Below are 25571 nucleotides of genomic sequence, written 5' to 3'. Positions count from 1 at the left end.
GATCATCCCCAGTTGCTGGCGCGTTTCGGGTAGCTGAGCGGGTTGAGACGGGTCGGCGGGCGCGGCGCGTGGGTCCACAGGTGAATGGCGGGGCCGTCCACATGCTCGATCCCCGCTTCCACGGCCCCGAGCGCGAGCCCGATCGAATTGGCGCCGTGTGCCATGGTCATGATGCCCAGGTCCCGGGCCTTGGCCACCGCTTCGCTCATCGTTGCGTTGCGCGCGGTATCGGTGTGGTCGAGCCCGTAAAGGTTCCAGCCAACGCCCCAGAGCCGGGGCGCGACATCGCTGTCGAGCAGGTCGCCGCGCCCGTTGATTTCCACCGCGACCTTGGTGGTGAAGGCACCGAGCATGTCGAGCAGGCTGGCCAGCCGCGCGCCGGGCAGGGTGGCGGGCAAGGAGGTGACCTCGAGCGCCAGCGCGTTGAGATAGAGCGGCGGCACCGCCGAGAGAAGCTGCAGATAATCCGCGCTGCCCTCGGGATCCTTGAGCGTGTTGTAGCTCACCGGCACCAGAAGCGTGGCGCCCATAGTGGCCTTGTAATTGGCGTGAAACGCCTCGATCACCCGGGTGAGCACCAGCCGGTCGATATCCGAGAGCGTCGCGGTCATCTGGTCGGGATCGGCGATCGCCCGGAACTGGGCGAGCGTTGAGCAGCCCAACGACAGGTCGAGCACGCAGCGGTTGATGTGGGTGCGCTCGTCGCGCGCGCTCCACATGGGCGCGAACAGCACCTTGAATTCCTTGAGCATGTTGCGCCGGAAGGCGTGGGCGGCCTGCTTGGCCTCCACGTTCATGCGCGCCATCTGCGCCATCAGCAGGTCGGTGAGGTCTCCGGTCTCGGCGTCGAGCGCGCCAGGCTCGACCTCGGCTACGAACCGCGAGACCGAGATCCTGGCGGTCTCGTCGGGCATGGAATCGATCAGCCGCGCCTTGATGGCATTGGAGATGACCCTTGCCTGGGCCTCCGCTTCCGGCTTGGTGCAGTTGCCAAAGCAGATCGCGAATCGCCCGTCGCCGAAATCGCGTGAAAAATCGTCCTCGGAGATGCGCTCGGCGATCACTTCCGCGGCGATCGCCAGAGCCCGGCTCGCCACCGCGTCCCAGCGGGGCCCCAGCGTCTGGCGGATATCGTCGAGCCCCACCACTTCGATCGAGCCGGCGACCACGGGGCCGCCCTTGGCTTTGGCCCGGGCCACATGCAGCCCAAGGTCGCGTTCGAACCGCGTCTGTTGGGGTGCGGGTTCGGGCCGGGATACGGTGGAAGGCCTGCTGAAGGGCATAGGTTCGGGCTTGGCCGCTTGCGGCAAAAAGATGCGCTCGAAATATTCGACCAGACCCATGTGAGCACCCCCTGCGTTTCTTGAAGCCGCCCGATTGATCTTTGCGCTCTCTCGGCGCATGACTGATCAATATTGTATTGGGCAGGGTTAACCGAAGGTAGTGCAGGTCCCTCGCAAATTCTCTGAGCCGGTAAAAGATCGGAATATGGTAAACAAAGTGTCTCCAAGTCTTCCCCGCACCATATGTCTTCCCCACACCATCCGGGGCCCGAAATGAACGGCCTCGGCATGGAAAACGACGCATCCTTCAAGCTCCTGTTCGATCATCACCCGCAACCCATGTGGGTCTATGATCTCGAGACGCTGGGGATACTGGCGGTCAACGGCTCGGCGCTGGAGCGCTATGGCTATACGCGCGCGCAGTTCCTCGGCCTCACCCTGCGCGATCTGAGGCCCGCCGAGGACATTACACACCTGCTCGAGAACGTCGCGGCGGTGACCTCGGGGCTCGACCGGGCCGGCATCTGGCGCCATTGCACCCGGGACGGTGAGGTCTTTCGCGTCGAGATCACCTCCCATGTACTCGACTTTGCCGGCCGGCGGGCCGAACTGGTCATGGCCACCGACGTGTCCGGGCGCATTGCGGCCGAAGATGCGCTGGTTCACGAGCGCGCCAGCCTCGAGGCCACCTTTGCCGCCATCCCCGATGGGCTGCTCGTGCTCGACCCGTCCTGCGCGATCACGCGGCAGAACCCTGCGGCGGCAGCGATCCTGGGCTGGCCGGACGCCGGGATCGTGGGCCGGGATATCCACGAGTCCATCCTGCCCACACAGGCCGGTATGGAGCGCGAGGACGACTGCCCGTTTCTCGAGACCATCACGCACGGCAGGACGGTGCGCGGCACCGGACGGCTGCTGCGCACCGCGAGCGGTGAGGATCGGCTGGTGGACTTCGTGTGCACGCCCACTCTGGACCAGGAGGGCCGGGTCGAAGGCGCGGTGGTGAGCTTCCGGGACGTCACCGAGGCGCGCCGCGCGGCCCGCGTCGAGGCTCTGGAGGCTGCGATCCTTTCGCTGATCACCCAGGATCTGAGCCTTGAGAAGACCCTTAGCCTTATCGCGGAGGAAATCGAACGGACGCTCCCGGGCGCCATCGCCTCGGTTTTCCGGCTTGATCGGCAGGCCGGCCTCATCAGGACCGGGGCCGCACCATCGCTGCCGGAGCCCTATAGCGCCAGCATCGACGGACAGAAGATCGGCCCGCACGCCGGCTCGTGCGGCACAGCAATGTTTCTGGGCCGCACGATTATCGTCTCGGACATCGCCACCGATCCGCTCTGGGAAAAGTGCAGGGACGCGGCGCTCGCCCACGGCCTGCGCGCCTGCTGGTCCACCCCGGTCCGGAGCGGGACCCAGGCGATCCTGGGAAGCTTTGCCTTCTATTATCGCGAGCCGCGCGAGCCCGATGGCGCCGATGTGGAACTCATCGAGCACCTCGCCTCCCTGGTCGGGTTGGCCATGGAGCGCAGCGAGACCCACGAGACCCTGAGAAAGAGTCAGGCCCGGTTCCGGCTTCTCGCCGAATCCGTCGATGAGGTGTTCTGGATCCGGGACCTGACCCATGACCGGGTTGACTATGTCAGCCCGGCCTACGAATCCATATGGGGACGGCCGCGGGCCGAACTCTATCGCGACCCCGCCAGCCTGCTTGCCACCATCCATCCCGCCGACCGCGACCGGCTTGTCCGCAGCGCGCATACGGTCATCGACGGCCTGGCCACCGACTACGCCGCCGAATACCGGATCGTGCGTCCCGACGGCACCGAGCGCTGGATCTACGATCGTGGCCGGCTGAGCCCCAACGCGCTCGACGACAGCAGGAAACTCGTCGGCACCGCGCGTGATATCACCGCACGCAAAACCGCCGAGCTGGCCCTGCGCGAAAACGAAGCGCGGTTCCAGGCGATCTCCTCTGCCACCTCCGACGTCCTTTGGGACCACGACCTGCGCACCCATAGGCTCTGGTTCAGCCCCGAAGCCAAGACCCTGTTCGGCGAGCGCCCTCCGCTGGTGGCCGGGGCCGAAGCCTGGCTCAACCACATCCATCCCGATGATCGCGAACGCGTGCTGAGCTCGGTCGAACAGGCCATCGCCGAGGGCGAGCGCAACTGGCGCTGCGAGTACAGAATCGTCCAGGCCAGCGGGACCGTGCTCCAGATCGAGGATCGCGGATCGGTCGTGCTCGGCATCGAGGGGACCCCGGTCCGGTTCGTGGGCGGGATGACCGACATCACCCCGCGCATTTTGGCCCAGCACGCTTTGCGCGAACGGGTAAAGGAGTTGCGCTGCCTCTATGGCGTCCTCGAAATCGCCTCCGACCAGTCGCTCAAGATGGACGAAGCGATCGAGCGCATCGTGAGACTGCTGCCCACCGCGGCCAGCCATCCCGAGCGGGCCGTGGCTTCGGTCTCGCTCAACGGCCAGGTGGGCGAGTCCGCGGGGTGGGCCGAACCCATCAAGCGCATCGAAGCGCCCGTCATGGTCAATGGCCGCGGCATCGGGCAGGTAATTCTGGGCTATCTGGGCAGCGCGTCGGACCCGGCGGCGCGGGACGTGGATTTCCTGCCCGAGGAGATCGACATGGTCGCCGCCATCGCCCGCCATGTCGGGCAGATGGTCCGCGAGCGCGAGATGAGTGCGCGGCTCACCCAGGGCGCCCGGCTCTCGGCGGTGGGCGAGCTCACCGGCGGCATTGCCCATGATTTCAACAATCTGCTGACCGTCATCCTGGGCAATGCCGAATTGCTGCTCGAGGACGATCGCCTCTCGACCGATCTTACCCCCCTGCTGCAGATGATGCTGAACGCCGCCAATCGCGGCGCCCAGCTCACCGGCCAGCTCCTCGCCTTTGCGCGCCGACAGGCGCTCGAGCCCATCGCGGTGGATGTGGAGCGGCTGGTCGCGGAGATGGAGGTGCTGCTCCGGCGGACCCTTGGCGAGCAGATCGAGCTGCAGGCCAATGTGGCGCAAGACCTGCGTCCGGCCATGGCCGACCCGGCCCAGCTCGAGAGCGCGCTGCTCAACCTGTGTCTCAACGCGCGCGATGCCATGGGGCTCGGCGGCCGGCTGACCCTCGATCTGTCCAATGTCCTGATCGATGCCGAATACGCCGATGCGGACCCCGAGATCTCGGCGGGCACCTATGTGCTCATCGCGGTCTCGGACACCGGCGCGGGCATGGACGGCGCCACCCTCGCGCGCGCTTTCGAGCCGTTCTTTACCACCAAGGGTGGAGGACGGGGCAGCGGGCTCGGGCTGAGCATGGTCTATGGCTTTGCCCGCCAGTCCCGTGGCCATGTGCGCATCTATTCAGAGCCCGGCGAGGGCACGACGATCAAACTCTACCTGCCCTGTGCGGAAAGTCGTCCCGTCGGGCAGGTCCTCGCCGCGGCGCCCCGGGAGATGGGGGGCAGCGGCGAGCGGATTCTCGTGGTCGAGGACGACGAGATGGTGCGGGCCCATGTGGTGCGTCAGCTCGGTATCCTGGGCTATGACGTGGTGGCGGTGGCCACCGCAGGCGAGGCGATGACCACCTTCAGGGGCGACAGGGATTTCGATCTGCTGTTCACCGACGTGGTGATGCCCGGGGGCATGAACGGCCCCCAGCTCGCCCAGCGCATTCTCGCGCTTGCGCCCGGCCTGCCGGTCCTGTTCACCTCCGGGTATACCGAGAACGCCATCGTCCATCATGGGCGGCTCGATCCCGGCGTCATGCTGCTCTCAAAGCCCTATCGGCGCGACGAGCTGGCCCGCAAGATCCGCGAGGCCCTTGGCCGGCGCACCCCCGGGCAGGAGCCAGAGGGTCAGGGGAACTGAGCGCTCAGTAAAGCCCCATATTGCGCTGCAGCGCGGCGCTGAAATGGTCCTGGACCGCCTTTTCGGCGGCATCGGGATCGCGCGCCGCGCAGGCGGTTATGATCGCCATGTGCTCGCGCAGGCTGCGCAGGGCCAGGGGCGGCGTCAGGCGCCGGTCCAGCCGCAAAAGCCGCAGGTAGTTGTGCATGCGCTTGTAGCTGGTCTCGATCAGCGGATTGCCCAGCACCCCGATGATCGCGTCGTGAAGCTGGGCCTCCAGCCCCTCGAGCGCGGCATGGGCGTCGGCCGAAAGCCCGTTGCGCTCGATGTCGGCGATCAGCGCCTCATGGGACCCGGCCAGCGCCGCGATGTCCTCGGCCGAGGCGGTCTCGGCAAACACCCGCACCGCGGCCCGCTCGAGGATGGTGCGGAACTGATAGGTGGATTTGGTCAGCTCAAGCCCGGGCTTGATGAACTCGATGCCCGAGCGCGGGTGGATCTTGAGCACCCCTTCGGCCTCGAGCACCCGCAGCGCATCGCGCAGCGGGGCCACCGGAATGTCGAGCAACTCCACCAGATGGCCCTGCGACACGAACGCGCCCGCGGGCAGTTCGCGCTCGAACAGCTTTTCGAGAATGCGCTGGTAGGCAAGGTCGCTCAACCGCTGCCCGCCATGGCCGCCCGCCGTTCCCAACGCTGCTTGTCTGGCAGAAACCACTTGTCTCGTCGCCCCCTCTAGTCTATTAGCGTAGGCATCTGATAGATCAGATACACCGTTTAGTCGATCAAAGATACCGATAATGCGCATCAAGGACTATCGCATCACCCGGCTCCAGTTCCGTCGCGACCGTGTCATCGGCGACAGTCAGGTGCGTGCGGAAGATGTCAATATAGCTGCACTCGAGCTGATTGCCGACACCGGAGCGGTGGGGCTGGGATTTATACAGTCCTTGTTCACGCCCCTGCCGGCCCAGGCCGAACTTGAGCGGGTCTTTGAGGCCGAAGTCTGGCCCGCCCTCGACGGCGCCGCGCCCATGGGGCTGATCCACAGGGTCTCGCGCCCGCGCGGCGGCAACCAGCGGGCCCTCGGGCTGCCGGCCTATGAGGCGCTCCAGGTCGCGCTTTGGGATCTGGCCGCCAAACAGGTCGATCTGCCGCTCCACAAGTTCCTCGGCGGCACCCGCGATCGGGTCAAGGCCTATGCCTCGGGTCTCGATTTCCATCTTTCCGACGAACAATTCGTCGCGCTCTTTGGTCATGCCGACGCCATCGGCTACGACACCTTCAAGATCAAGGTCGGGCATTCCGACTTCGAGTGGGATCTGCACCGGCTCGATCTCCTGCGCCGCACCGTGCGCGCCGACGCAAAGGTGATGGTCGACGCCAACGAGGCCTGGGGCGCCAAGGAAGCGCTCAACAAGATCGAGGCCATCGAACGCACCGGGGTCGATCTCGTCTGGGTGGAAGATCCCATCCTGCGCTCCGACTTCGCCGGGCTCAAAATGCTGTGCGCCTCAACGCCCCGCACCATGATCAATTCGGGCGAGTATCTCGACGCCTCGGGCAAGCGGGCCCTGATGATCGCGGGCGCCACCGACATCGTCAACGTCCACGGCCAGGTCACCGACGTCATGCGCATCGGCTGGCTGGCCGCCGATCTGGGCATTCCCGTCAGCCTGGGCAATACCTTCCTCGAAATGGGCGTGCACGCCGCCGTGGCGCTGCCCGAGGTCGAATGGTTCGAATACTCGTTCCAGAACTTCGACCACCTCGTCGAACAGCCCATCGAGATCCGCGACGGTTACGCCTATGCGCCCGACCGGCCCGGCCACGGGCTGGTCCTGAGCGAGGAGGCGCGCCGGAATTGGGCCCGGCCCGAAGTCGTGCCCGTCGCCCAATTGGGGGAAGCGCCGGCCAATCCGCGGCTGGCGCCGTTGTCACAACCGATCCGTACGGTCGGGATCGCCTGACCGGCGGCCCGTCCCATCTGAAGCAATGGAGGAGACCATCATGAAAAAAGCACTTCTGGCCGGCGTCGGCCTTTCGCTTCTGGCCGCGAGCCCCGCGCTCTCCCAGACCATCACCGTATGGGACTGGAAGTCGGGCGATCCGGTCGCCATGAGCTATTTCGATCAGGCCAAGGCCGAGTTCGAGGAGGCCAACCCGGACGTCACGATCAATTACGTGATGCAGCCCAACGACCAGTATTACACCATCCTTGGCACCGCGCTGGCGTCGGGTGCGGGCCCGGACGTCTTCCTGCTCAATGGCGGCGCTCAGGCGCGCGCCCGGTTCGAAGCGCTGACCGATCTCACCGATCTTTCGGGTGATCTCGTCGGGCTCGAGGAATTCCAGGATGAGGACGGCACCGTCTACGCGTTGCCGATCAGCATCCAGGGCTTCGTGGTCTATTACAACAAGGCCCTTTACGAGCAGGCAGGTCTCGACCCCGAGACCCCGCCCCAGACCTGGGACGATCTCGTCGCCGCTTGCGAGGTGGTCGCCGAGGCCGGTTCGGCCCCCTGCTTCACGCTGGGCAACCGCGAGGGTTTTGCGGGCGAGTTCATCCTCTCCTCGCTCGCTGCGTCCATGTTGACCGAGGAGCAGCAGCAGGCCTTCGCCGATGGCGAACTGGCCTGGTCGAGCCCCGAAGTCACGGCCATTCTCGAGACCTGGGTTTCCACCCAGGACATGGGCTGGTACCGGGAAGGCGCCAACTCCACCTCCAAGTTCATGGACGAATACGAGCAGTTCATGCGCGGAGACGCGGTCCACACCATCGGCCTGATGTCCGACATCGCCCACTGGAAGCAGTTCGACGATTTCCTCGGAGCCGAGAATGTCGGGGTCTTCCGTCATCCCGCGCCGGACATGGCCTTCGATGAGCCCCGCATGCCGGTTTCCGGCGGCATCGGCTATGGGGTGAACAAGGACGGCGACAATGTCGAGCTTGCCACCGCGTTCGTCGAGCACCTGGCTTCGGCCGGCCCCATCCAGACCTTCGTCAACGATGCGGGTGTCGTTCCGGCCAACACCACGGTCGACACCTCCGGGCTCTCCAGCCCCTCGGTGATTTCGATCCTCGACTGGCTCGAGCCCTATGGCGTGACCACGGCCCATGCCAATGTCACCGCGGCAGAGCTCACCGAATGGCAGCGCCAGAGCCAGCTTCTCTTGAATGGCGATGTGACCCCCGCCGAAGCCGCCGCGCGGCTCGACGAGGTCCAGGCCGAGGCGCGCAGCGACGACTGAGCGCTGGTGTCGCACTGGCATTGAACGCACAGGAAAAAGGGCGCGGCGCTCCGGAGAATTCCCGGCGCCGCGCCCTGGCACGAACCTACACTCTGAGGGAGTTCCGGACGTGAGCGCAACCGCAGCCCGGCCCGCAACGGCGAGACCCGTGAGAAAACCGAAAAAGGCATCGTACGGCTCGAGGGCCGAGCGGCGCTTTGCCTTCCTCTTTGTTCTGCCCGCAGTCCTTCTGGTTCTGGTGTTCCGGATCATACCCCTGATCTGGGGCTTCTTTATTTCGCTCACCGACTGGAGCGGGCTGGGCGAGGCCGAGTTCATCGGCATCGACAATTACGCGGCCATGGCCCGCGATCCCAATTTCCAGGACTCGATGGTCAACACCTTCGTCCTGCTGGCCACCCTGCCGGTCTGGATCATGCTGCCCATGCTCCTGGCCATCCTGATCCATCAGGGCGTGCCCGGCGGCAAGCTGTTCCGCGCGGTCTACTTCTTCCCCGCCGTGCTCTCGAGCGTCATCGTGGGTTCGATCTTCAACGTGGTCCTGCGGTTCGACGGCTCGTTCAACGCGCTTTTGGGCATGGTGGGCATCGATGCGGTGGACTGGCTGGGCAATTCCAGCACCGCGCTCTTTTCCCTGATCGGGGTGCAGCTCTGGGCCACCTTCGGGATGAGCCTTCTGATCTTTCTCGCCGGGCTTTCCACCGTATCCAAGGAAATGCTCGAGGCCGCCCGGCTCGACGGGGCAAAGCTCTGGCAGATCTGGATCTTCGTGGTCATCCCCTCGCTGCGCCCGATCATCGAGTTCGTTGCCGTGGTCACCACCATCGGCGTGCTCACCAACATGTTCGGGCTCATCTACGTTCTGACCGCCGGCGGCCCGGGCACCGCCACCACGCTGCCTGAATTCCTCATCTGGCTCGAGCAGGGCCGGCTCAACCGTCCCGGCTATGCGGCGGCGATCTCGATGGTGCTCTTCGCCTTCATGGGCGGCATTGCCTACCTGCAGATCCGCATCATGTCGCGCAACGCCAACATCTAGGAGGACGCATCATGGCGACTGCCGGCAAGAAGGAAAAACGCGTCCTCTGGATCATCTCGATCCCCATGGCCATTCTCGCGCTCTCATGCGTCTATCCGGTCTATTTCGCGCTCAACAATGCGCTCAAGGACAACCGGGGCTATATCCTTGACCGCTTCGGGCTCGTCCAGAACCCCACCTTCGACAATTTCGTCCAGGCCTGGACCCGGTCCAATCTCGACACCTATTTCCTCAACTCGGTGGTCACCACCGTGGGGGCGGTGGCGCTGTTGCTGGTGGTTTCCTCGCTGGCGGGTTTCGCGCTGGCGGTCCTGCGCTTTCCCATGCGCCGGCTGATCTTCATCGTCATCCTCGCCTCGCTGATGATCCCGGTGCAGGTGGTGCTGGTGCCGTTCTACCAGACCATCATCGGGCTGGGCCTGCTGAACACCCGGACCGGGCTGATCATCTCCTACACCGCGTTCTTCCTGCCCTTCTCGGTCTATCTCATGACCTCGTTTTACGCCGGCCTGCCGCGCGAACTGGTGGAAGCGGCCAGGATCGACGGCGCCAAACTGATCCAGGTCTGGTGGTACGTCATGGTCCCCATGGGCCGGCCCGCGCTCATCACGCTGGGGATCCTCAACACGCTCTATTGCTGGAACGACGTGCTCATCTCCCTGCTCGTTCTCCAGGACCAGCGCACCCTCATGGTCGGCATTGCAGCGCTCCGGGGCGAATACACCACCAATGTGCCGCTTTTGTCGGCTGGCATCGTGCTTGCCGCGGCGCCCATCGTCATCCTCTACATCATCTTCCAGCGCCAGATCGTTTCGGGTATCGCGGTCGGTGCGGTCAAAGGCTAACCAGGCAGATTTCATGGCTCAGATCGAACTCAAGGACGTCCGCAAATCCTACGGGGCGACCGATGTCATCCACGGGATTTCGCTCGAGATCGAGCAGGGCGAATTCGTCGTCTTCGTGGGGCCCTCGGGCTGCGGGAAATCCACCCTGTTGCGCATGATCGCCGGGCTCGAGGAAATCTCGGACGGCGATCTCGAGATCGGCGGCAAGCGCATGAACGACGAGGAGCCGTCCGACCGCGGGGTCGCGATGGTCTTCCAGTCCTACGCGCTCTATCCCCATATGAGCGTCGCCGACAACATGAGCTTCGGGCTGCGCATGACCGGGCGCCCCAAGGACGAGATCGCCGAAAAGGTCTCGCGCGCCGCCTCCATCCTCCAGCTCGAGGAATTGCTCGCGCGCAAGCCCGCCCAGCTCTCGGGCGGCCAGCGCCAGCGGGTGGCCATCGGCCGCGCCATCGTGCGCAATCCCGATGTCTTCCTGTTTGACGAACCGCTCTCGAACCTCGATGCCGAATTGCGCGTCCAGATGCGCGTGGAGATCGCCAAGCTCCACAACACGCTCGCCAACACCATGATCTACGTCACCCACGACCAGACCGAGGCCATGACCTTGGCCGACCGGATCGTGGTGCTGCGCGCCGGCATCGTCGAGCAGGTGGGCACCCCGCTCGAACTCTACGAAAACCCGGACAACGCCTTCGTCGCCGGCTTCATCGGCTCGCCCCGCATGAATTTCGCCAGGGCCAAGGTCACCGGCCCGCGCGCGATCGAGGTGGCCGGCGTCGCGATCGCGCTCCCCGATCTCGCCACCGAACTTGCAACCGGCACCGAGGTCAGCTTCGGCATCCGGCCCGAGCATCTGCACGCCGAAACCGGCGTCGAGCTGCCCATCACCGTGGACGTTGCCGAGCAGCTCGGCTCGACCACCTATGTCCATGGCACGCTGGCGACGGGCGAGGTCGTGATCGCCGAACGCCGCGGCACCGCGCCAAGGCCCCGCGATACCGTGCTGCTGCATTTCGATCCCCGACACGCGCGTCTTTTCGACGCCGACGGCATGCGGATCCGCTGAGATGGTCCGCCGCATGGGCATGGTGATTGCCGTTCGTCCCGAAAAGCTGGACGAATACAAGCGCCTGCACGCCCAACCCTGGCCCGAGATGAACGCCGCCCTCTCGGCGGCCCACATCACCAATTATTCGATCTACCTGCGCGAGCCGGAAAATCTCCTGTTCGGCTATTGGGAATATCGCGGCACCGACTACGAGGCCGACATGGCCCGGCTCGGCGCGCTGGAGGTCACCCGCCGCTGGCTCGCCCTGACCGATCCCTGCCAGTCCCGGCTCGGCACCGCCGGCGAGGGCGAATGGTGGAGCCCTCTCGAGGAAGTCTTCCACCTGGACTGAGTGGCGCAAAATCCCGCGCCCATCGGTCCCGGGGGTACGGCCTCAACGGCGACCCCTGAGCGGCCCACCCCAGCTCCTGCAATGGCCGGACAAGCCCCTAAAGCTCGGGAATGTTCTCCCGGAAGATCGCCTGCACCCGCACCGCCAGCGCGCTCCAGGGCTCACCCTTGACCGAGCGCACCAGTTGCGCCAGCGCTTCGCGCGCCTGCACCCGCGGGTTCTGGTCGATCACCACGTCCATGGTGCGGTTGAGCAGGAACCCCTTGGTGTGCTCGGTCAGGTCGTGCCCCACAAAGATCACCCGCCGGGCCCGCCCGGTTTCCTCCAGCGCCCGGGCGATGCCGCGATTGCCCGCGCCGATATTGTAGATCGCATCGACGTCCGGGTGGGCCTCGAACATGGCCATGGCCGCTGCATGGGCCCGGGAATCGTCGTCGCGCACTTCCGTGGAATCGAGAATGCCGATGGTGGGAAAATCCTCGGCCAGCACATGGCGAAAGCCCATCTCGCGCTCCTCGTGCCCGCGATAGGAGAGCGAACCGGCAAACAGCGCCACCCGGTGGTGGCCCGGCCCCAGCAGCCGGCCCACGAGATAGCCCGCCAGCCGGCCCGCCGAGCGGTTGTCGATCCCCACATAGCCCGCCCTCGGCACATGGTGGATGTCGGACACCAGCGTGATCACCGCACTGCCGCGCAGGGCCAGCGCCCGCATCGCCTCGCGCACCGTCGGGTGGTCGATCGCCACCACCGCCACGCCCTGGTCGGGGGCGCCGAACTCGGCGAGCTTGGCGGCGAGGGAATCGGGGTCGAACCCCTCGATCGAATGGATCGTCACCCGCGCCTCGGGGTGAAGCGCGCTGAGCTGCTCGATATGGCGCGCCAACTCGCGCATGAAACTGTTGGTCCCCGCCGGCAGCACCATTTCGAGCCGGCACACCGGGACGATGGGCTGCGCCGGGCTCTCGGCGCCATCGATATAGCCCAGCCGGGCCGCGGCTGTGCGCACCGCGTCGCGGGTGCGCGCGCGCACGCCGGGCCGGTCGTTGAGCACCCGGTCCACCGTGGCGCTGGAAACCCCGGCCTCCCGGGCGATGTCGGTCAGTCGCGCGCGTCCCATGCGGCCCCTTTCACGTCCCGATTCGGCGGGCTCCAATTCTCTCGTGTCCTGTGTAGCGCGAACCTTTGATGATGTAAAATGATGTGTTTGCCCGTGTGCGCATCGTCGTGATGCATGCGTGCCCCGAGCGCGCTCTGTTGCCGCGAAAGCCCAGAAAATCCGGGCGTTTTGACGAGGCAACAAGCCGGTTCTGAAGCAATAACCATCATAATGAGGTGTTGACGTAGCCAATCCCATCAAATATGACCGCAAAAAATGAGTAAAAATGATGTCTATGGCCATCAGGCGCATCTGGCATCGCAACGGGAAGAGGCAGGAGCTATGGGAGGACGGGTCACCCGCTCACTGGCGCAGGTGTTCAGCCATCGCGAGGCGTCGATCGCCCTGATGATCCTGATCCTGTTCGTGGCGCTGTCGTTCGCCAACGAATATTTCCTCAGTTCGCGCAATCTGCTCAATGTGGGCCGGCAGGCCTCGGTGGTCGCCATCGTGGCGCTCGGCCAGGCGCTGGTCATCATTTCGCGCGGCCTCGATCTTTCGGTGGGCTCCACCCTGGGGCTGTCGGCGGTCTCCTCGGCCTATGTCGCCTCGGTCACCGGCAGCCAGGAGCTGGCGCTGGCCGCCGGGCTGGGCGCGGGCCTCGTGGTCGGCGTGCTCAACGGCCTGATGGTCACCCGCATCAATATCAACCCGTTCATCGCCACCCTCGGCATGCTCTCGGTCGCACGCGGGGTGGCGCTGCTCATGACCGGCGGCATTCCCATTCCCTATACCGGCTGGGCCCAGTGGCTGGGCGCCGGGCGCATCGGGGACGTGCCGTTCTCGCTCATTCTCCTGATCGTGCTGGTGGTGGTCTTTCACATCTTCGCCACCCGCACCCGGATCGGGCGCAACGTCTATGCCATCGGCGACAATCCCAAGGCCGCGCGCCTTGCCGGCATCAACATCGAGGGGACGCGCCTTCTGGTCTATGCCCTGTGCGGCATGCTGGCCGGGCTCGGCGGCATCATCCTTGCGGGCAATCTGGCCAGTGCCAGCCCCGATCTGGGGCGCGGCTACGAGCTCGACGTCATCGCCGCGGTCATTCTGGGCGGCGCTGCGCTCAGCGGCGGGCGGGGCACCATGTACGGGGTGCTTCTGGGCGCCCTGCTGATGGCGCTTTTGTCCAACGCTTTCGTTCTCCTCGGCATCTCCTCGCACTGGCAGGTGGTGGCCAAGGGTCTCGTGATCATTCTCGCGGTCGGCATCGATGGATTGCGGCGCGGACGTGAGGACTGATTGCGTCCCCCCGAAACGAGGGACGCATCAACCGATAATGCTTGAGTGGAGGAACCAATGAGCATTCTAGACAAGCGCACGGTCATGATGGGTGTGGCCACCGGCGTCCTCGCGATGGGCCTTGGCCTTCCCGCGACCGCCCAGGAGCTGCCCGAGGGCGCCACGGTCGAGGCGGTGGAAAACACCGAGGGCCCGATCCGCATCGCCTTCATGGCCTTCCAGAACAACCCGTTCTGGACCCCGGTCACCGAGGGTGCCGAGGCGGCCCGCGAATACCTCGCCGATTTCGACGTCACGGTCGACTATATCGACATGGGCGACAACATGTCCGCCGAGGCGGTCATCGCCAGCGTGGAATCGGCCATCGCCCAGCAGTATGACGGCATCGTCACCGTACCCGTCTTCGATGGCACCGAGCGCATCATCAACGAGGCGGTCGCCGAGGGCATCCCGGTCGTCAACATCATCGCGGAGGGCTCCCAGCCGTCCGATCGCCTGTTCTTCATGGGACAGGATGCCACCGCGGCGGGCGCCCAGCTCGGCGAATTCATGGCCGGGGAGATGGAAGGCGACGGCAAGCTCGGCGTCATCACGGGACTGTTCGGTGCCACCCAGCACAGCCAGCGCATGAACGGCGCGCTCGACTATCTCGCGGAAAACCACCCCGAGATCGAGATCATCGGCCCGTTCGAGAACCAGGACGCCGCCGAGACGGCCTATTCGCTGGTCCAGGACATGTACACCGCCAACAACGACCTCGAGATGGTCTATGTCACCGCCGGCGGTCCGTTCGGCGCGGCAAAGGCGATCCAGGATCTGGGACTGACCGGTGAGGTCGGCGTCGTGGGCTTCGATCACACGCCCGAGAACACGACCTATATCGACTCCGGTGAAATGGCCGCCCTGATCGACCAGGCGCCCTTCCAGCAGGCCTTCGACGCCACCGTGATGCTCTACAACCACCTCGTCACCGGCGAGGGTTTCGAGAGCGATTACATCCCCGTCGAGGGCAACATCCTGACGCCCGACGGCATGCTCTAGAGCGTTTCCAGGAAAAGTGAAAACACTTTTCCGGTTCGGAAACGCGACAGATCAAACAGTTAGAGCTCCTGTTCTGATCCGATCAGAACTGGATATGCTCTAACCGTTTCGATCCGCACGTGATCCCCCGGCCCCTGATCGGGCCGGGGCTGCAAGACAAAGAAACCCGGAGCCGATCGTGTCCGATCTTCTGCTCGAGCTGCGCGCCATCGAAAAATCCTTCGGCAGCGTCCATGTGCTCCATGGCGTCGATCTCGACGTGCGCCGGGGCGAGGTCATCGGGCTGATCGGGGAAAACGGCGCCGGCAAGTCCACGCTCATGAACATCGTGGCGGGCACGCTCGCCCCCAGCGCGGGAACCATGGCCTTCGAGGGCCGGCCCGCCCAGCTCCGCTCGGTCCGCGATGGCCGGGCCATCGGCATCAGCTTCGTGCATCAGGAACTCTCCACGGTCGGCGCGCTTTCGATCGCGGAAAACATCTTTCTGGGCGACTACCGCGCCGGACCCGGCGGTTTCGTCAATTACAAGGCCATCCGCACCGAGGCGGCCCAGGTGCTCGAGCGGGTGGGCCTGGGCCATATCGACCCACGCACCGAACTGGGGCGCCTGCGCACCGGCGAGCAGCAATTGATCGAGATCGCCAAGGCCATCGTGGAAAAGCCCAGGCTTCTCATTCTCGACGAGCCCACCTCCTCGCTCACCCCCTTTGAAGCCGAGCGCCTGTTCGCGCTCATGAAGGAGCTGAGCGACCAGGGCACGGGCCTCATCCTCATCACCCACCGGCTCGAGGAAGCGCTGGCCAATTGCAGCCGCATCGTTGTCCTGCGCGACGGCAGGCTGATCAGCGACCGCGCGTCGGCGACAACCGGCCGCGAGCAGCTCATCCACGACATGGTGGGCAAGGAAGCCACCTTCACCTATCGCGGCGGGGAGCGCGGGCCCGGCGAGGTCCGGCTCAAGGTCGAGGGCCTGAAAGACAAGGGCTTTCTCGCGCCCATCGATCTCGAGGTCCGGGCCGGCGAGGTCGTGGGCCTCTTTGGTCTGGTGGGCGCCGGACGCACCGAATTTCTCGAAACCCTTTACGGCGCCCGGCCCCGCACCGCCGGCTCGGTCACGCTCGACGGCGCACCCGTCGCCATCTCCGAGGTCACCGACGCGGTCAAGGCGGGGCTCTTCATGCTGCCAGAGGGCCGCAAGAGCCGGGGGATCCTGCCCACCCATTCGGTCGAGCGCAACATCTCGATCTCCCATCTGGGCCAGTTGGCCCGCCATGGCTTCGTGCCCGGCGGCGCCGAGCGCGAGGCCGCGGCCCGGCGCGCTGAAACCCTCAACATCAAGATGGGCTCGATCCGCCAGCCCATCACCAGCCTTTCGGGCGGCAACCAGCAAAAGGCCCTGTTCGGCCGCGCCCTTCTGGCCGATCCGCGCATCCTTTTGCTCGACGAGCCCACCCACGGGGTGGACGTGGGCGCCAAATCGGAAATCTACGACATCATCCACGGCCTGGCCGACCAGGGGCTGGGCATCATCGTCGCCTCATCCGAGTTGCCCGAGATCATGGCGCTGGCCGACCGTTGCGTGGTCTTTGCCGGGGGCCGGATCGCCGGCATCCTTTCGCGCGACCAGATGAGCGACGACGCCATCCTCGAGCTCGCCTTCTCACTCGAAGCGGACGCGCCAGGCACCGGGAAAGCTCCCGCCTATGCCCGCTAGAACCCCCATCCTTTCCCCATCGATCCATCCGGGAGACGCAAGCTCATGGTGACCCTTTACGGCCAGACCCTCACCCGGCGCGAGATCGCCGAACGCAGCGGCTCTCTTGGCCAGTTCGCGGGCGTGCGCCTGATGGAGCTCTCCGACGGGGTCGAGCGCGGCATCCGCATGCTCGAATTCCGTTCGGGCACCGGCCTGCGCTTCACCGTCTTGGTCGATCGCGCCATGGACATCGCCGATTGCGAGTATCGCGGCCAGGCCATCGGCTGGCATTCCCCCGCCGGCTTTCGCCATCCGTCCCTGCACGAATACGAGGGCGAGGGCGGGCTCGCCTGGGCGCGCTCGTTCTCGGGTCTCATGGTCACCTGCGGGCTCGACCATATCCTCTTCATGAACGAGGTGCCCGCCGACACCTATGTCTACGGCCCCAAACAGACCGTCAGCCATTCGCTGCATGGGCGTGTGGGCACCATCCCGGCCCGGCTTTCGGGCTATGGCGAACGGTGGGACGGGGACCGCTGCATCCTCTGGGCCGAAGGCATCGTCCAGCAATCGGCCGTCTTTGGCGAGGATCTGCACCTTGTCCGGCGCATCGAGATCGAGATGGGCACCAACGACATCCGGCTCACCGACCGGGTGGTCAATCACGGGTTCTACCGGACCCCGCACATGTACTGCTACCACATCAACGTCTCCTACCCGCTGCTCGACGAGGGCGCGCGCTACCTCGCGCCGATCGAGGAGGTGGTCTGGGCCGCCCATGCGGGCGAGGATTACCAGCGTCAGGGCGTGGGCTACCGCACCGCGCCCGCGCCACAGACCGATTTCCACGAACAGGTCTGGCAGCACGAACTTGTCGCCGACCCCGATGGCGAGGTCTCGGTGGCCCTGGTCAACGACCGGATCGGGCTGGGCTTTGAGGTGGTCACCCGCAAGGACCAGTTCCCCTGCCTTTACGAGTGGCAGAACTACCAGGCCGGCCAGTATGCGCTGGGCATCGAGCCCGCGACCCATCACGTCCTGGGCAATCTCGCGGCCCGCGAGCGCGGCGAGATGATCTGGCTCGCCCATGGCGAGGAGCGCCGCTACGACACGGTCATGCGCATCCTGCCCGACACTGCGGCGATCGCCGACGCCGAAGCCCGCATCCGCGCGGTCTCGGGCCAGCCCGATGAGGATTATCCCGAACCCTCGGGAAATCACCGCCCCCTCGGCCCGGGGAGCGCATGACCATGAAGGACCGCTTTGCCTCCATCGAGGGCCGCACCATCCTTTACACCGGCGCCGCCGGCGGGCTCGGCCTGCCCACCGTCCTTGAAATGCTCGATCAGGGCGCCCGCATCGTGGTGCTCGACAACGATCCCGACAAGATCGAGGCGCTCCAAAGCGCCGCGGGGCCCGCTGCCGGCCTCACCATCGCGCGCTGCGACCTCTCCGATCTCTCCGGCCTCGCCGCCACGCTCTCGGACCTTTCAGACAAGGTCGGCGGGTTCGACGCGGTCATCAACAACGCCGCGATCTATCCTGCCAAACCCTTCGAGGACTTCACCATCGAGGAAATCCAGGCGGTCCAGCGCATCAACGTCGATTCCGGCATCGTCTGCGTCCAGGCGGCGCTGCCCACCATGAAGGCGCGCGGCTGGGGCCGGATCATCAACATCTCCTCGATCACCTTTTCGGGCGGCTGGGAGAACCTCACCCCCTACGTGCAGTCCAAGGGCGCGCTGATCGCGCTGGCCCGGTCCTGGGCCCGCGAGTTCGGCAAATACGGGATCACCGCCAACGCCGTCTCCCCGGGCGCTTTCCCCACCGACGCCGAAAAGATCCACGCCGACCCCGAAGGCTATGCGCGCTTCGTGCTCGACCATCAGGCGATCAAGCGTCGCGGCACGCCCCGGGACATGGCCGGCGTGCTCATGTTCCTCGTTTCGGACGCCTCGGGCTTTGTCACCGGCCAGACCATCAATGTCGATGGCGGCTGGGTCATGACCTGACCAACACCGCCCGCGCCCCGGTCCCCGGCCGGCGGGCGCGGACCCCAACCGCTTTTCTACCTGGAGATAATTTCGACATGGGCATTCTGTCCGGCTACCGCGTTCTCGACTGCTCCATCGCCATGGCGGGCCCGTTCGCGGCCCAGCGGCTGGGGGATATGGGCGCCGATGTGATCAAGGTCGAGCCCACGGGCGGCGAATGGCAGCGCCACAACGCCGCCGGCGGCTGCGAGGGCAACCAGATCAACGTCTCGTTCCTCTCGCTCAACCGCAACAAGCGCTCGCTCGCGGTCGATCTCAAATCCGAGGAGGGCAGGGCGGTCCTGCTCGATCTGGTCAAATCCTCGGACGTCTTTCTCCAGAACTATCGCCCCGGCGTCGCAAAGCGCCTCGGTGTGGATTACGAGACGCTCTCGGCCATCAATCCCAAACTCGTCTATGTCTCGATGTCGGGCTATGGCGAGGACGGGCCCTATGCCATGCGCCCGGGCCAGGATCTGCTGCTCCAGGCCATGTCCGGCGCCATGCTGTCGGCGGGCCGGGAAGGGGAGGCGCCGACCCCCGCCGGCCAGTATCTGGTCGATGCCATCACCGCCTATACCGCGTTCGAGGGCGCGCTGGCGGCCCTGCTGCATCGGGAGCGGACCGGGGAGGGCCAATTGGTCAAGGTCAACATGCTCGATGCCATCGCGACCATCCAGATGCAGGAGCTCTCGATCTTCACGGTCGGCAAAAAGCCCCAGCAGCGCTCGGCCGAACCCCATGCCCACGTCTATATCCGCGCGCCCTATGGCGCGTTCGCGACCGCGGATGGCTATATCGCCATCGCCATGCCCAGCCTGAAACCCTTCGGGGAAGTGATCGGGGAGCCGAGCTTTCTCGAAATGAACGACACCACCGATCCCTGGACCCATCGCGACGCCATCTATGCGCGCACCTCCGATCGCCTCAAGACCCGCACATCGGCGCAATGGCTTGAGCTTTTGGGCGCTGCCGGCATCTGGTGCGGCCCGGTCTATGGCTATGAGGAACTTCTGGCCGACCCCCAGATCGCCCATAACGGCACGTTCATCGAATACGACCATCCCACCGAAGGCCACGTCAAGGCGCCGGGTTTTCCCATCAGCTTTTCCAAATCCCCCTCCGAGCTGCGCTTCGGCGCGCCGCTCGCCGGCCAGCACAGCCGCGAGGTTCTAGCCGAGCTCGGCTATGACGAGGCCCGCATCGCCGCCCTCGAAGCGGCGGGTGCCGTCGCCTCGACCGATGCCGGACGCTGAAAGGATCGCAGAAAATGACCGACGACATCCTCTTTGAGGTCGATGGCCCCATCGCCACCCTCACGCTCAACCGCCCCGCCAAGCTCAACGCGGTCACCCCCCGGATGGCCGCCCGCATCGAGGAGGCAATCGCCGACGTCAATGCCAGCGAAACCATCAGGGTGCTGATCTTCACCGGCGCGGGCGAAAGGGCCTTTTGCGCGGGTTCCGACATCACCACCCTCGATGCCTATGAGACCCCATGGCAGTTCCGCAATCGCAGCGATTATTGCGATGCGGTGCGCGGGCTCGCCAAGCCCTCGATCGCCGCGGTCAATGGCTATGCCTTTGGTGGCGGGCTGGAAACCGCCATGTCCTGCGATATCCGCATCGCCTCGGACAACGCCAGGTTCGCCGCTCCGGAAATCAAGCTCGGCTGGATCGGCGGCGGCGGCATGGCCGCGCACCTGTTCAATTCCATCGGCGCCTCCAACGCCGCGCTCATGCTCATGACCGGCGATCCCATCGATGCGGCAAAGGCCGAGCACTGGGGTCTGGTCAGCGAGGTGGTCGCCCAACCCGATCTGATGGCCCGCGCCCGCGAGATCGCCACGGCCATCGCCGCCCGCGCGCCCATTGCGGCGGAAACCGCCAAGGCCAACCTCAAGGCCGCCGCCTCCATGCCGCTCGACGAAGCCATCCGCTACGAGCGCGACCTCCAGACCATCTGCTTTGCCACCCAGGACGCCGCCGAAGGCCGCGCCGCCTTCCGCGAAAAACGCCAACCCGTCTTCCACCGCCGCTGATCGGCCCCGCCACCGCCCACCCAACCCCACCCTCGCTGCCCCGGCCCCCGAGCCGGGGCCAATCAGCCCTGTCCCAGGCGCCGGTGCGCGCGAAGAGCCCGACCTGCCAGCCGAGCACAAAAAAGGGCGGCCCCGCAGGACCGCCCTCATCATTTCGCGCACCCTTGCCGATCACTCCCCGTAGGGCACCCAGATGTTCTTGACCTGGGTGGCGTGGCGCAGGAACGCGCGTCCCTGGCTCTGGGCGGGATCGGACCAGTCCATCGCGTCCCCGTCGCCGGACCAGCAGGCCTTGAGATTGCCCGCCGTGCCCTTCTCGAACCCGGCCAGCCCGTCGGCGGCGCCGAAATACCAGACCGCCGTGATGTCGTCATGCTCGCCCAGCGTCGTGGCGAGCGCTGCGCTCTCGCCGGTGACGATGTTGACCACGCCCCCCGGCACGTCCGAGGTGTCGAGCACCTGGTAGAGATCGGTGGCCGAGAGCGGATGGGCCGCCGAGGGCACCGCGATCACCCGGTTGCCCATGGCGATTGCCGGGGCGACGAGCGAGACGAACCCCAGCAGCGGCGCTACGCTCGGGCACACGATGCCCATGACCCCGAAGGGCTCGTTCATCGCCAGCGTCACATGCCGCGAAACCGTGGAATGGACCTGCCCGTCATACTTGTCCGCATAGGCCGCATAATACGAGATGCGCCGCACCGACAGATCGACCTCTTCCTCGGCCTTCTTGCGCCCACCCCCGGCCATGGCCTGCAGCCGGTCGGCGAACTCGCCGCGCCGCGCGTCGAGGTTTTCCGCAAGATAATAGAGCACCTGCGCCCGGGCGTGCCCGCTGGTGCCCGACCAGCCTGTCGCCTTGTGCGCCGCTTCCACTGCGTTGCGGATGTCCTTGCGGTTGCCCAGACCCGCCTGGCCGACCACCGCCCCGTCCGCGCCGCGCACGGTGTAGCTGTAGCCCGAATCGGGCCGGGCCTGCTTGCCGCCCACATAGAGCTTGGGCGTGCGGTCTATCCGGGGCAGGCCCGCATCGCTGACCGCCTCGGCGATCGCGGGCGCGGCGCTGAAGTCGGGGACGGCGAGCTTGGGGGCCTTGCCCTTGGGCGCAACCGGCTTGAGGTATTCGAACATGCCCTCCCGGCCGCCCTCGCGCCCGAACCCGCTCTCCTTGTAGCCCCCGAACCCGGCGGCGGCGTCGAACATGTTGGTGGAATTGACCCACACAACCCCCGCCTGGAGCTTGGCCGAGGTCTCGAGCGCCACGTTGATGTTTTCCGACCAGATCGAGGCCGCCAGCCCGTAGCGGGAATTGTTGGCGAGCTTGATCGCCTCGTCATGGGTCCGGAAGACGATGGTCACCAGCACCGGCCCGAAGATCTCCTCCTGGGCGACGGTCGAGGCCGGCGCCACATTGGCCAGCACCGTGGGCGGATAATAGAGCCCGGTGTCGGGCACCGCGGTCTTGGGCTGGATGCAGTCCGCACCCTCCCTGCAGCCGATCGCCACCAGCTCGCGGATGCGCTCGAGCTGCACCTTGTCCACGATCGCCCCGATATCGGTGGCCTTGTCGAGCGGATCGCCGACCCGCAGGGTCTCCATCCGGCGGCGCAGCTTGGCGTGGAACGCGTCTGAAACCGCCTCGTGGACCAAAAGCCGCGAGCCCGCGCAGCACACCTGCCCCTGGTTGAACCAGATCGCGTCCACCACGCCTTCGACGGCGCTGTCGAGATCGGCGTCGTCAAAGACGATGAAGGGCGATTTGCCCCCCAGCTCGAGCGAGAGCGCCTTGCCCGTGCCCGCCGTCGCCCGGCGGATGATCCGGCCCACTTCGGTCGAGCCGGTGAACGCGATCTTGTCGATCCCCTTGTGCGCCACGATCGCTTCCCCGGTCGCCCCGTCACCGGTGACGATGTTGACCACGCCCGCAGGCAGCCCCGCTTCCGAGCACAGCTCGGCAAAGGCGATGGCCGTGAGCGGCGTATATTCGGCCGGCTTGAGAACCACGGTGTTGCCCGCGGCCAGCGCCGGTGCGATCTTCCAGGCCAGCATCAGGAGCGGGAAGTTCCAGGGAATGATCTGCCCGCACACCCCCACCGCGCCGTGCCCGGCAAATTCGGTCTCGGCCAGTTCCGCCCAGCCCGCGTGATGGTAGAAATGGCGCGCGACCAGCGGAATGTCGAGGTCGCGGCTTTCCCGGATCGGCTTGCCGTTGTCCATGGATTCGAGCACGGCAAAGAACCGCGCCCGCTTCTGGATCAGCCGCGCGATCGCGTATAGATGCCGGGCCCGCACATGTCCGGGCAGGGCCGACCATTTGCCGAGCGCCTTGCGCGCGGCGGCGACGGCGGTGTCCACGTCCTTGGCCGAGCCCTGCGCCACGCTGGCGAGCACTTCGCCATTGGCGGGGTTGCGCACCTCGAAATGGCTCTCGGCTTCCGGCGCGACGAAGGCGCCGCCGATGAAGTGGGAGAACTTTGCGCCCCGCTGTGCGAGCCATGCGCGCACGGGGGCGTCGGTCTCGGGGGCCGGGCCGTAGTCCATGGTCCTGAAGATGTCCTTTACCTGAGGCATTGGCCGGTTCCTTTGGAGGGCTTCCGCATTGGGGAAGCGCGATCGGTTCGAAAATCCTGGAGCGCCTGTTCCGACCCTGTCGGAACGGGACGGGCTCTAGGCGAGCGGGTGGCGCACGGACGAGGAGTACCGCCCGGTGATGAAATGTTCGAGCTGGCGTTCGATGTCGCCCAGCAGCGAGCTGGCCCCGATCCGGAAGAGGTCCGGCTCGAGCCAGCGATTGCCCAGCTCCTCCTTCATCAGGAACTGCCAGGCCAGCGCGTCCTTTGCGGCCTTGAGCCCGCCGGCGGGCTTGAACCCGATCAGATAGCCGGTGCGATCATGGTAATCGCGCAGCGCCCGGACCATCACCAGCGAGACGGGCAGGGTGGCGTTCACATCCTCCTTGCCCGTGGAGGTCTTGATGAAATCGGCGCCGGCCATCATCGCGACCATCGAGGCCTTGTAGACATTGCGCAGTGTCTTGAGGTCGCCCGTTGCCAGAATGGCTTTGAGATGCGCGGGCCCGCACGCTTCGCGCATGGCGGCCACCTCGTCGTAAAGCGCCTCCCAGTTCTGCTCGAGCACGTGGGACCGGGTGATCACGATGTCGATCTCGGCGGCCCCTTCGGCCACCGCATAGCGGATTTCCTCGAGCCGCAGGTTGAGCGGCATCAGCCCGGCGGGAAACCCGGTCGCCACCGACGCCACGGGAATTCCTGACCCCTTGAGCGCCTCGACGGCAGGCCGCACCATGGTGGGATAGACGCACACCGCGCCGGTGGTGATCGGCGCGTCCAGCCCCAGCGCTTCGATCAGATCGGCCCTGACCGGCATCCTCGCCTTGGCGCACAGCCTTTTGACCCGCTCTGCGGTGTCGTCGCCCGCGAGCGTGGTGAGATCGATGCAGGTGATGGCTTTGAGGAGCCACGCGGCCTGCCACTCCTTCTTGACCGTGCGCCGGGTCGCCATGGTGGCCGCCCGCCGCTCGACCCCGGTCAGGTTCACCCGCGCATTCTCGAACCAGTCCGGTTTCAGCGCCATGCCGGGGTTGCGCTCGGGGTGGGCGGGGGCGCTGGTTGCGCCCGCCGTCTCGCCGCCGCGCAGCGTGAAGACTTTTTCAGAGGACATGGTCGTTCTCCAGAATGAAGGAGGCCGTCGCCTCGTCGGCGATCAGCACGTTGATATAGCCTGCGCGCACGGCCGCATTGGCCACCGCGTGTTTCGATTGCCCGCAGCACACCCCGATCGAGAGCTCCTTTTCGCGCAACCGCTCGGGCCCCAGCCCGATGGTGCGCGCGTCGAGCTCGGGGTCCACGATTCTGCCCTTCGCGTCGATCACCCGCCCCAGGATGTCGCCCACCGCCCCGCGCCCGCGCAATTCGAGCACGAACTGGGTGTCGAAATACCCAGATTCCACCAGCACCGAACTGACCAGCATGCCCCCCAGCCCGAAGCAGGCGATGGGCGCGTTGGCGGCCTTTTCGAGCACGGTGGAGATCACCGCGTCTTCCTCGATCGCCCGGCGCGTTGCCGCCTTGCCCATGATCGCGGGCACCGGCAAAAGCAGCGCCGAGCCGCGCCCGGTGGTGGCGAAGCGCTCGGCCACGTTGCTGCTGGGCGCGGCGACGGATCGCAGATGGGTGGCGCCGTTGAGCAGCACCACTTCCACCCCGTCGGCCCAGCCATCGGCCAGTTGCCCGGCCACCGCCGCCATCGTCCGGCCCCAGGACACCCCGATCAGCCGCGGGTTGGGGTTGAGGCCCCCGAGGTAATCGGCCGCCGCGTGCGCCACCCAGTCGAGCATGGCGTCGTCCTCGGCCTGGGCCGATACGATCACCGCGTCGGCCAGCCCGAATTCCTTTTGCAGCCTGGCCTCGAGGTCGGGCCGGCGCGCCGCGCGCGGCACGATCTCGATGCGCACGATCCCCGTGTCGCGCGCATCGCGCAGCAGCCGGGCCACCTGGAAGCGGTTGAGCCCCAGCATGCGGCCCACTTCGGCCTGGGTGTGCTCGAGGTCGTAGTAGAGCTTGGCGGCCCGCACCATCAGGCCCTCGCGCTGATCGGTCGACAGGCCGCGCAATTGCTGGTCCTGCCCTCCCTGATCGAGCGCGTTCGGCTTGCGGTCCATGGCC

Annotated in this window: 20 protein-coding genes; 14 read left to right on the top strand and 6 right to left on the bottom strand. The window is 66.2% G+C overall.

From position 1 onward, the window contains the following. Nucleotides 1-2: 2 nt before the first annotated feature. Nucleotides 3-1343 (bottom strand): hypothetical protein, encoded by a 1341-nt coding sequence (locus tag EO136_RS10555; protein ID WP_127144380.1) that lies wholly within the window; start codon nucleotides 1341-1343, stop codon nucleotides 3-5. Nucleotides 1344-1556: 213 nt separating this feature from the next. Between EO136_RS10555 and EO136_RS10550 the strand changes: the two genes are divergently transcribed. Then, entirely contained in the window at nucleotides 1557-5159 is a 3603-nt protein-coding gene (locus tag EO136_RS10550; RefSeq protein ID WP_164730531.1) for a PAS domain S-box protein, read from the top strand. Nucleotides 5160-5163: 4 nt separating this feature from the next. On the opposite strand, the gene EO136_RS10545 is transcribed toward EO136_RS10550, so the two are convergent. Next, nucleotides 5164-5799 carry a GntR family transcriptional regulator gene (locus EO136_RS10545; RefSeq protein WP_246018334.1) on the bottom strand — a complete coding sequence of 212 codons (636 nt, stop codon included), beginning with the start codon at nucleotides 5797-5799 and terminating at the stop codon, nucleotides 5164-5166. Between the two features lie 139 nt (nucleotides 5800-5938). Between EO136_RS10545 and EO136_RS10540 the strand changes: the two genes are divergently transcribed. The 6 genes from EO136_RS10540 to EO136_RS10515 all read left to right on the top strand — a co-directional run bounded on the left by EO136_RS10540 (nucleotide 5939) and on the right by EO136_RS10515 (nucleotide 11680). Then, the gene (locus EO136_RS10540; RefSeq protein WP_127144377.1) at nucleotides 5939-7108 is read left to right on the top strand and encodes a mandelate racemase/muconate lactonizing enzyme family protein; all 1170 of its coding nucleotides are present in this window, start codon (nucleotides 5939-5941) and stop codon (nucleotides 7106-7108) included. 40 nt (nucleotides 7109-7148) lie between these two features. Further along, nucleotides 7149-8390, top strand: coding sequence for an ABC transporter substrate-binding protein (locus tag EO136_RS10535; RefSeq protein WP_127144376.1), 1242 nt, complete (start codon nucleotides 7149-7151; stop codon nucleotides 8388-8390). Between the two features lie 109 nt (nucleotides 8391-8499). Beyond that, on the top strand, nucleotides 8500-9429 hold the full coding sequence (locus tag EO136_RS10530) for a carbohydrate ABC transporter permease (protein WP_206513309.1): 930 nt from the start codon (nucleotides 8500-8502) through the stop codon (nucleotides 9427-9429). Between the two features lie 11 nt (nucleotides 9430-9440). Beyond that, nucleotides 9441-10274: a carbohydrate ABC transporter permease gene (locus EO136_RS10525; protein WP_127144375.1), complete on the top strand. Its 834-nt coding sequence runs from the start codon at nucleotides 9441-9443 to the stop codon at nucleotides 10272-10274. A gap of 13 nt (nucleotides 10275-10287) precedes the next feature. Beyond that, a complete protein-coding gene (locus EO136_RS10520) occupies nucleotides 10288-11346 on the top strand; it encodes an ABC transporter ATP-binding protein (RefSeq protein ID WP_127144374.1) in 1059 nt (352 codons plus the stop codon). 1 nt (nucleotide 11347) lies between these two features. Then, entirely contained in the window at nucleotides 11348-11680 is a 333-nt protein-coding gene (locus EO136_RS10515) for an L-rhamnose mutarotase (RefSeq protein ID WP_127144373.1), read from the top strand. Nucleotides 11681-11777: 97 nt separating this feature from the next. On the opposite strand, the gene EO136_RS10510 is transcribed toward EO136_RS10515, so the two are convergent. After that, complete coding sequence (locus tag EO136_RS10510) at nucleotides 11778-12797, bottom strand: LacI family DNA-binding transcriptional regulator (RefSeq protein ID WP_127144372.1); 1020 nt, start codon at nucleotides 12795-12797, stop codon at nucleotides 11778-11780. Nucleotides 12798-13052: 255 nt separating this feature from the next. Here EO136_RS10510 and EO136_RS10505 point away from each other — a divergent pair, with 255 nt between their 5' ends. The 7 genes from EO136_RS10505 to EO136_RS10475 all read left to right on the top strand — a co-directional run bounded on the left by EO136_RS10505 (nucleotide 13053) and on the right by EO136_RS10475 (nucleotide 20886). Continuing rightward, on the top strand, nucleotides 13053-14075 hold the full coding sequence (locus EO136_RS10505; RefSeq protein ID WP_342773412.1) for an ABC transporter permease: 1023 nt from the start codon (nucleotides 13053-13055) through the stop codon (nucleotides 14073-14075). A gap of 57 nt (nucleotides 14076-14132) precedes the next feature. Next, nucleotides 14133-15116, top strand: a complete 984-nt coding sequence (locus EO136_RS10500) for a sugar ABC transporter substrate-binding protein (RefSeq protein ID WP_246018333.1) — start codon at nucleotides 14133-14135, stop codon at nucleotides 15114-15116. A 178-nt stretch (nucleotides 15117-15294) separates the two neighbouring features. Then, nucleotides 15295-16830 (top strand): sugar ABC transporter ATP-binding protein, encoded by a 1536-nt coding sequence (locus EO136_RS10495; RefSeq protein WP_246018332.1) that lies wholly within the window; start codon nucleotides 15295-15297, stop codon nucleotides 16828-16830. A gap of 45 nt (nucleotides 16831-16875) precedes the next feature. Beyond that, a complete protein-coding gene (locus EO136_RS10490) occupies nucleotides 16876-18060 on the top strand; it encodes an aldose 1-epimerase family protein (protein WP_127144371.1) in 1185 nt (394 codons plus the stop codon). After that, nucleotides 18057-18824, top strand: a complete 768-nt coding sequence (locus EO136_RS10485) for an SDR family NAD(P)-dependent oxidoreductase (protein WP_425466603.1) — start codon at nucleotides 18057-18059, stop codon at nucleotides 18822-18824. Before EO136_RS10490 ends, EO136_RS10485 begins: the two co-directional genes overlap by 4 nt. 77 nt (nucleotides 18825-18901) lie before the next feature. Then, complete coding sequence (locus EO136_RS10480; protein ID WP_127144370.1) at nucleotides 18902-20101, top strand: CaiB/BaiF CoA transferase family protein; 1200 nt, start codon at nucleotides 18902-18904, stop codon at nucleotides 20099-20101. Nucleotides 20102-20115: 14 nt separating this feature from the next. Then, the gene (locus EO136_RS10475) at nucleotides 20116-20886 is read left to right on the top strand and encodes an enoyl-CoA hydratase/isomerase family protein (RefSeq protein ID WP_127144369.1); all 771 of its coding nucleotides are present in this window, start codon (nucleotides 20116-20118) and stop codon (nucleotides 20884-20886) included. 171 nt (nucleotides 20887-21057) lie between these two features. Here EO136_RS10475 and EO136_RS10470 read toward each other — a convergent pair whose 3' ends face one another. The 3 genes from EO136_RS10470 to EO136_RS10460 all read right to left on the bottom strand — a co-directional run bounded on the left by EO136_RS10470 (nucleotide 21058) and on the right by EO136_RS10460 (nucleotide 25567). Next, nucleotides 21058-23457 (bottom strand): aldehyde dehydrogenase family protein, encoded by a 2400-nt coding sequence (locus EO136_RS10470; protein WP_127144368.1) that lies wholly within the window; start codon nucleotides 23455-23457, stop codon nucleotides 21058-21060. Nucleotides 23458-23553: 96 nt separating this feature from the next. Beyond that, nucleotides 23554-24480 (bottom strand): deoxyribose-phosphate aldolase, encoded by a 927-nt coding sequence (deoC, locus tag EO136_RS10465; protein ID WP_246018340.1) that lies wholly within the window; start codon nucleotides 24478-24480, stop codon nucleotides 23554-23556. A 76-nt stretch (nucleotides 24481-24556) separates the two neighbouring features. Then, nucleotides 24557-25567: a sugar-binding transcriptional regulator gene (locus EO136_RS10460; RefSeq protein WP_127144366.1), complete on the bottom strand. Its 1011-nt coding sequence runs from the start codon at nucleotides 25565-25567 to the stop codon at nucleotides 24557-24559. Nucleotides 25568-25571 lie beyond the last annotated feature (4 nt).

This window comes from Pelagibacterium montanilacus, assembly GCF_003992665.1.
GTDB classification, from domain to species: Bacteria; Pseudomonadota; Alphaproteobacteria; order Rhizobiales; family Devosiaceae; genus Pelagibacterium; species Pelagibacterium montanilacus.
Note: the sequence above shows the minus strand (reverse complement) of the source record. Positions and strands in the feature narration are given on the sequence as shown.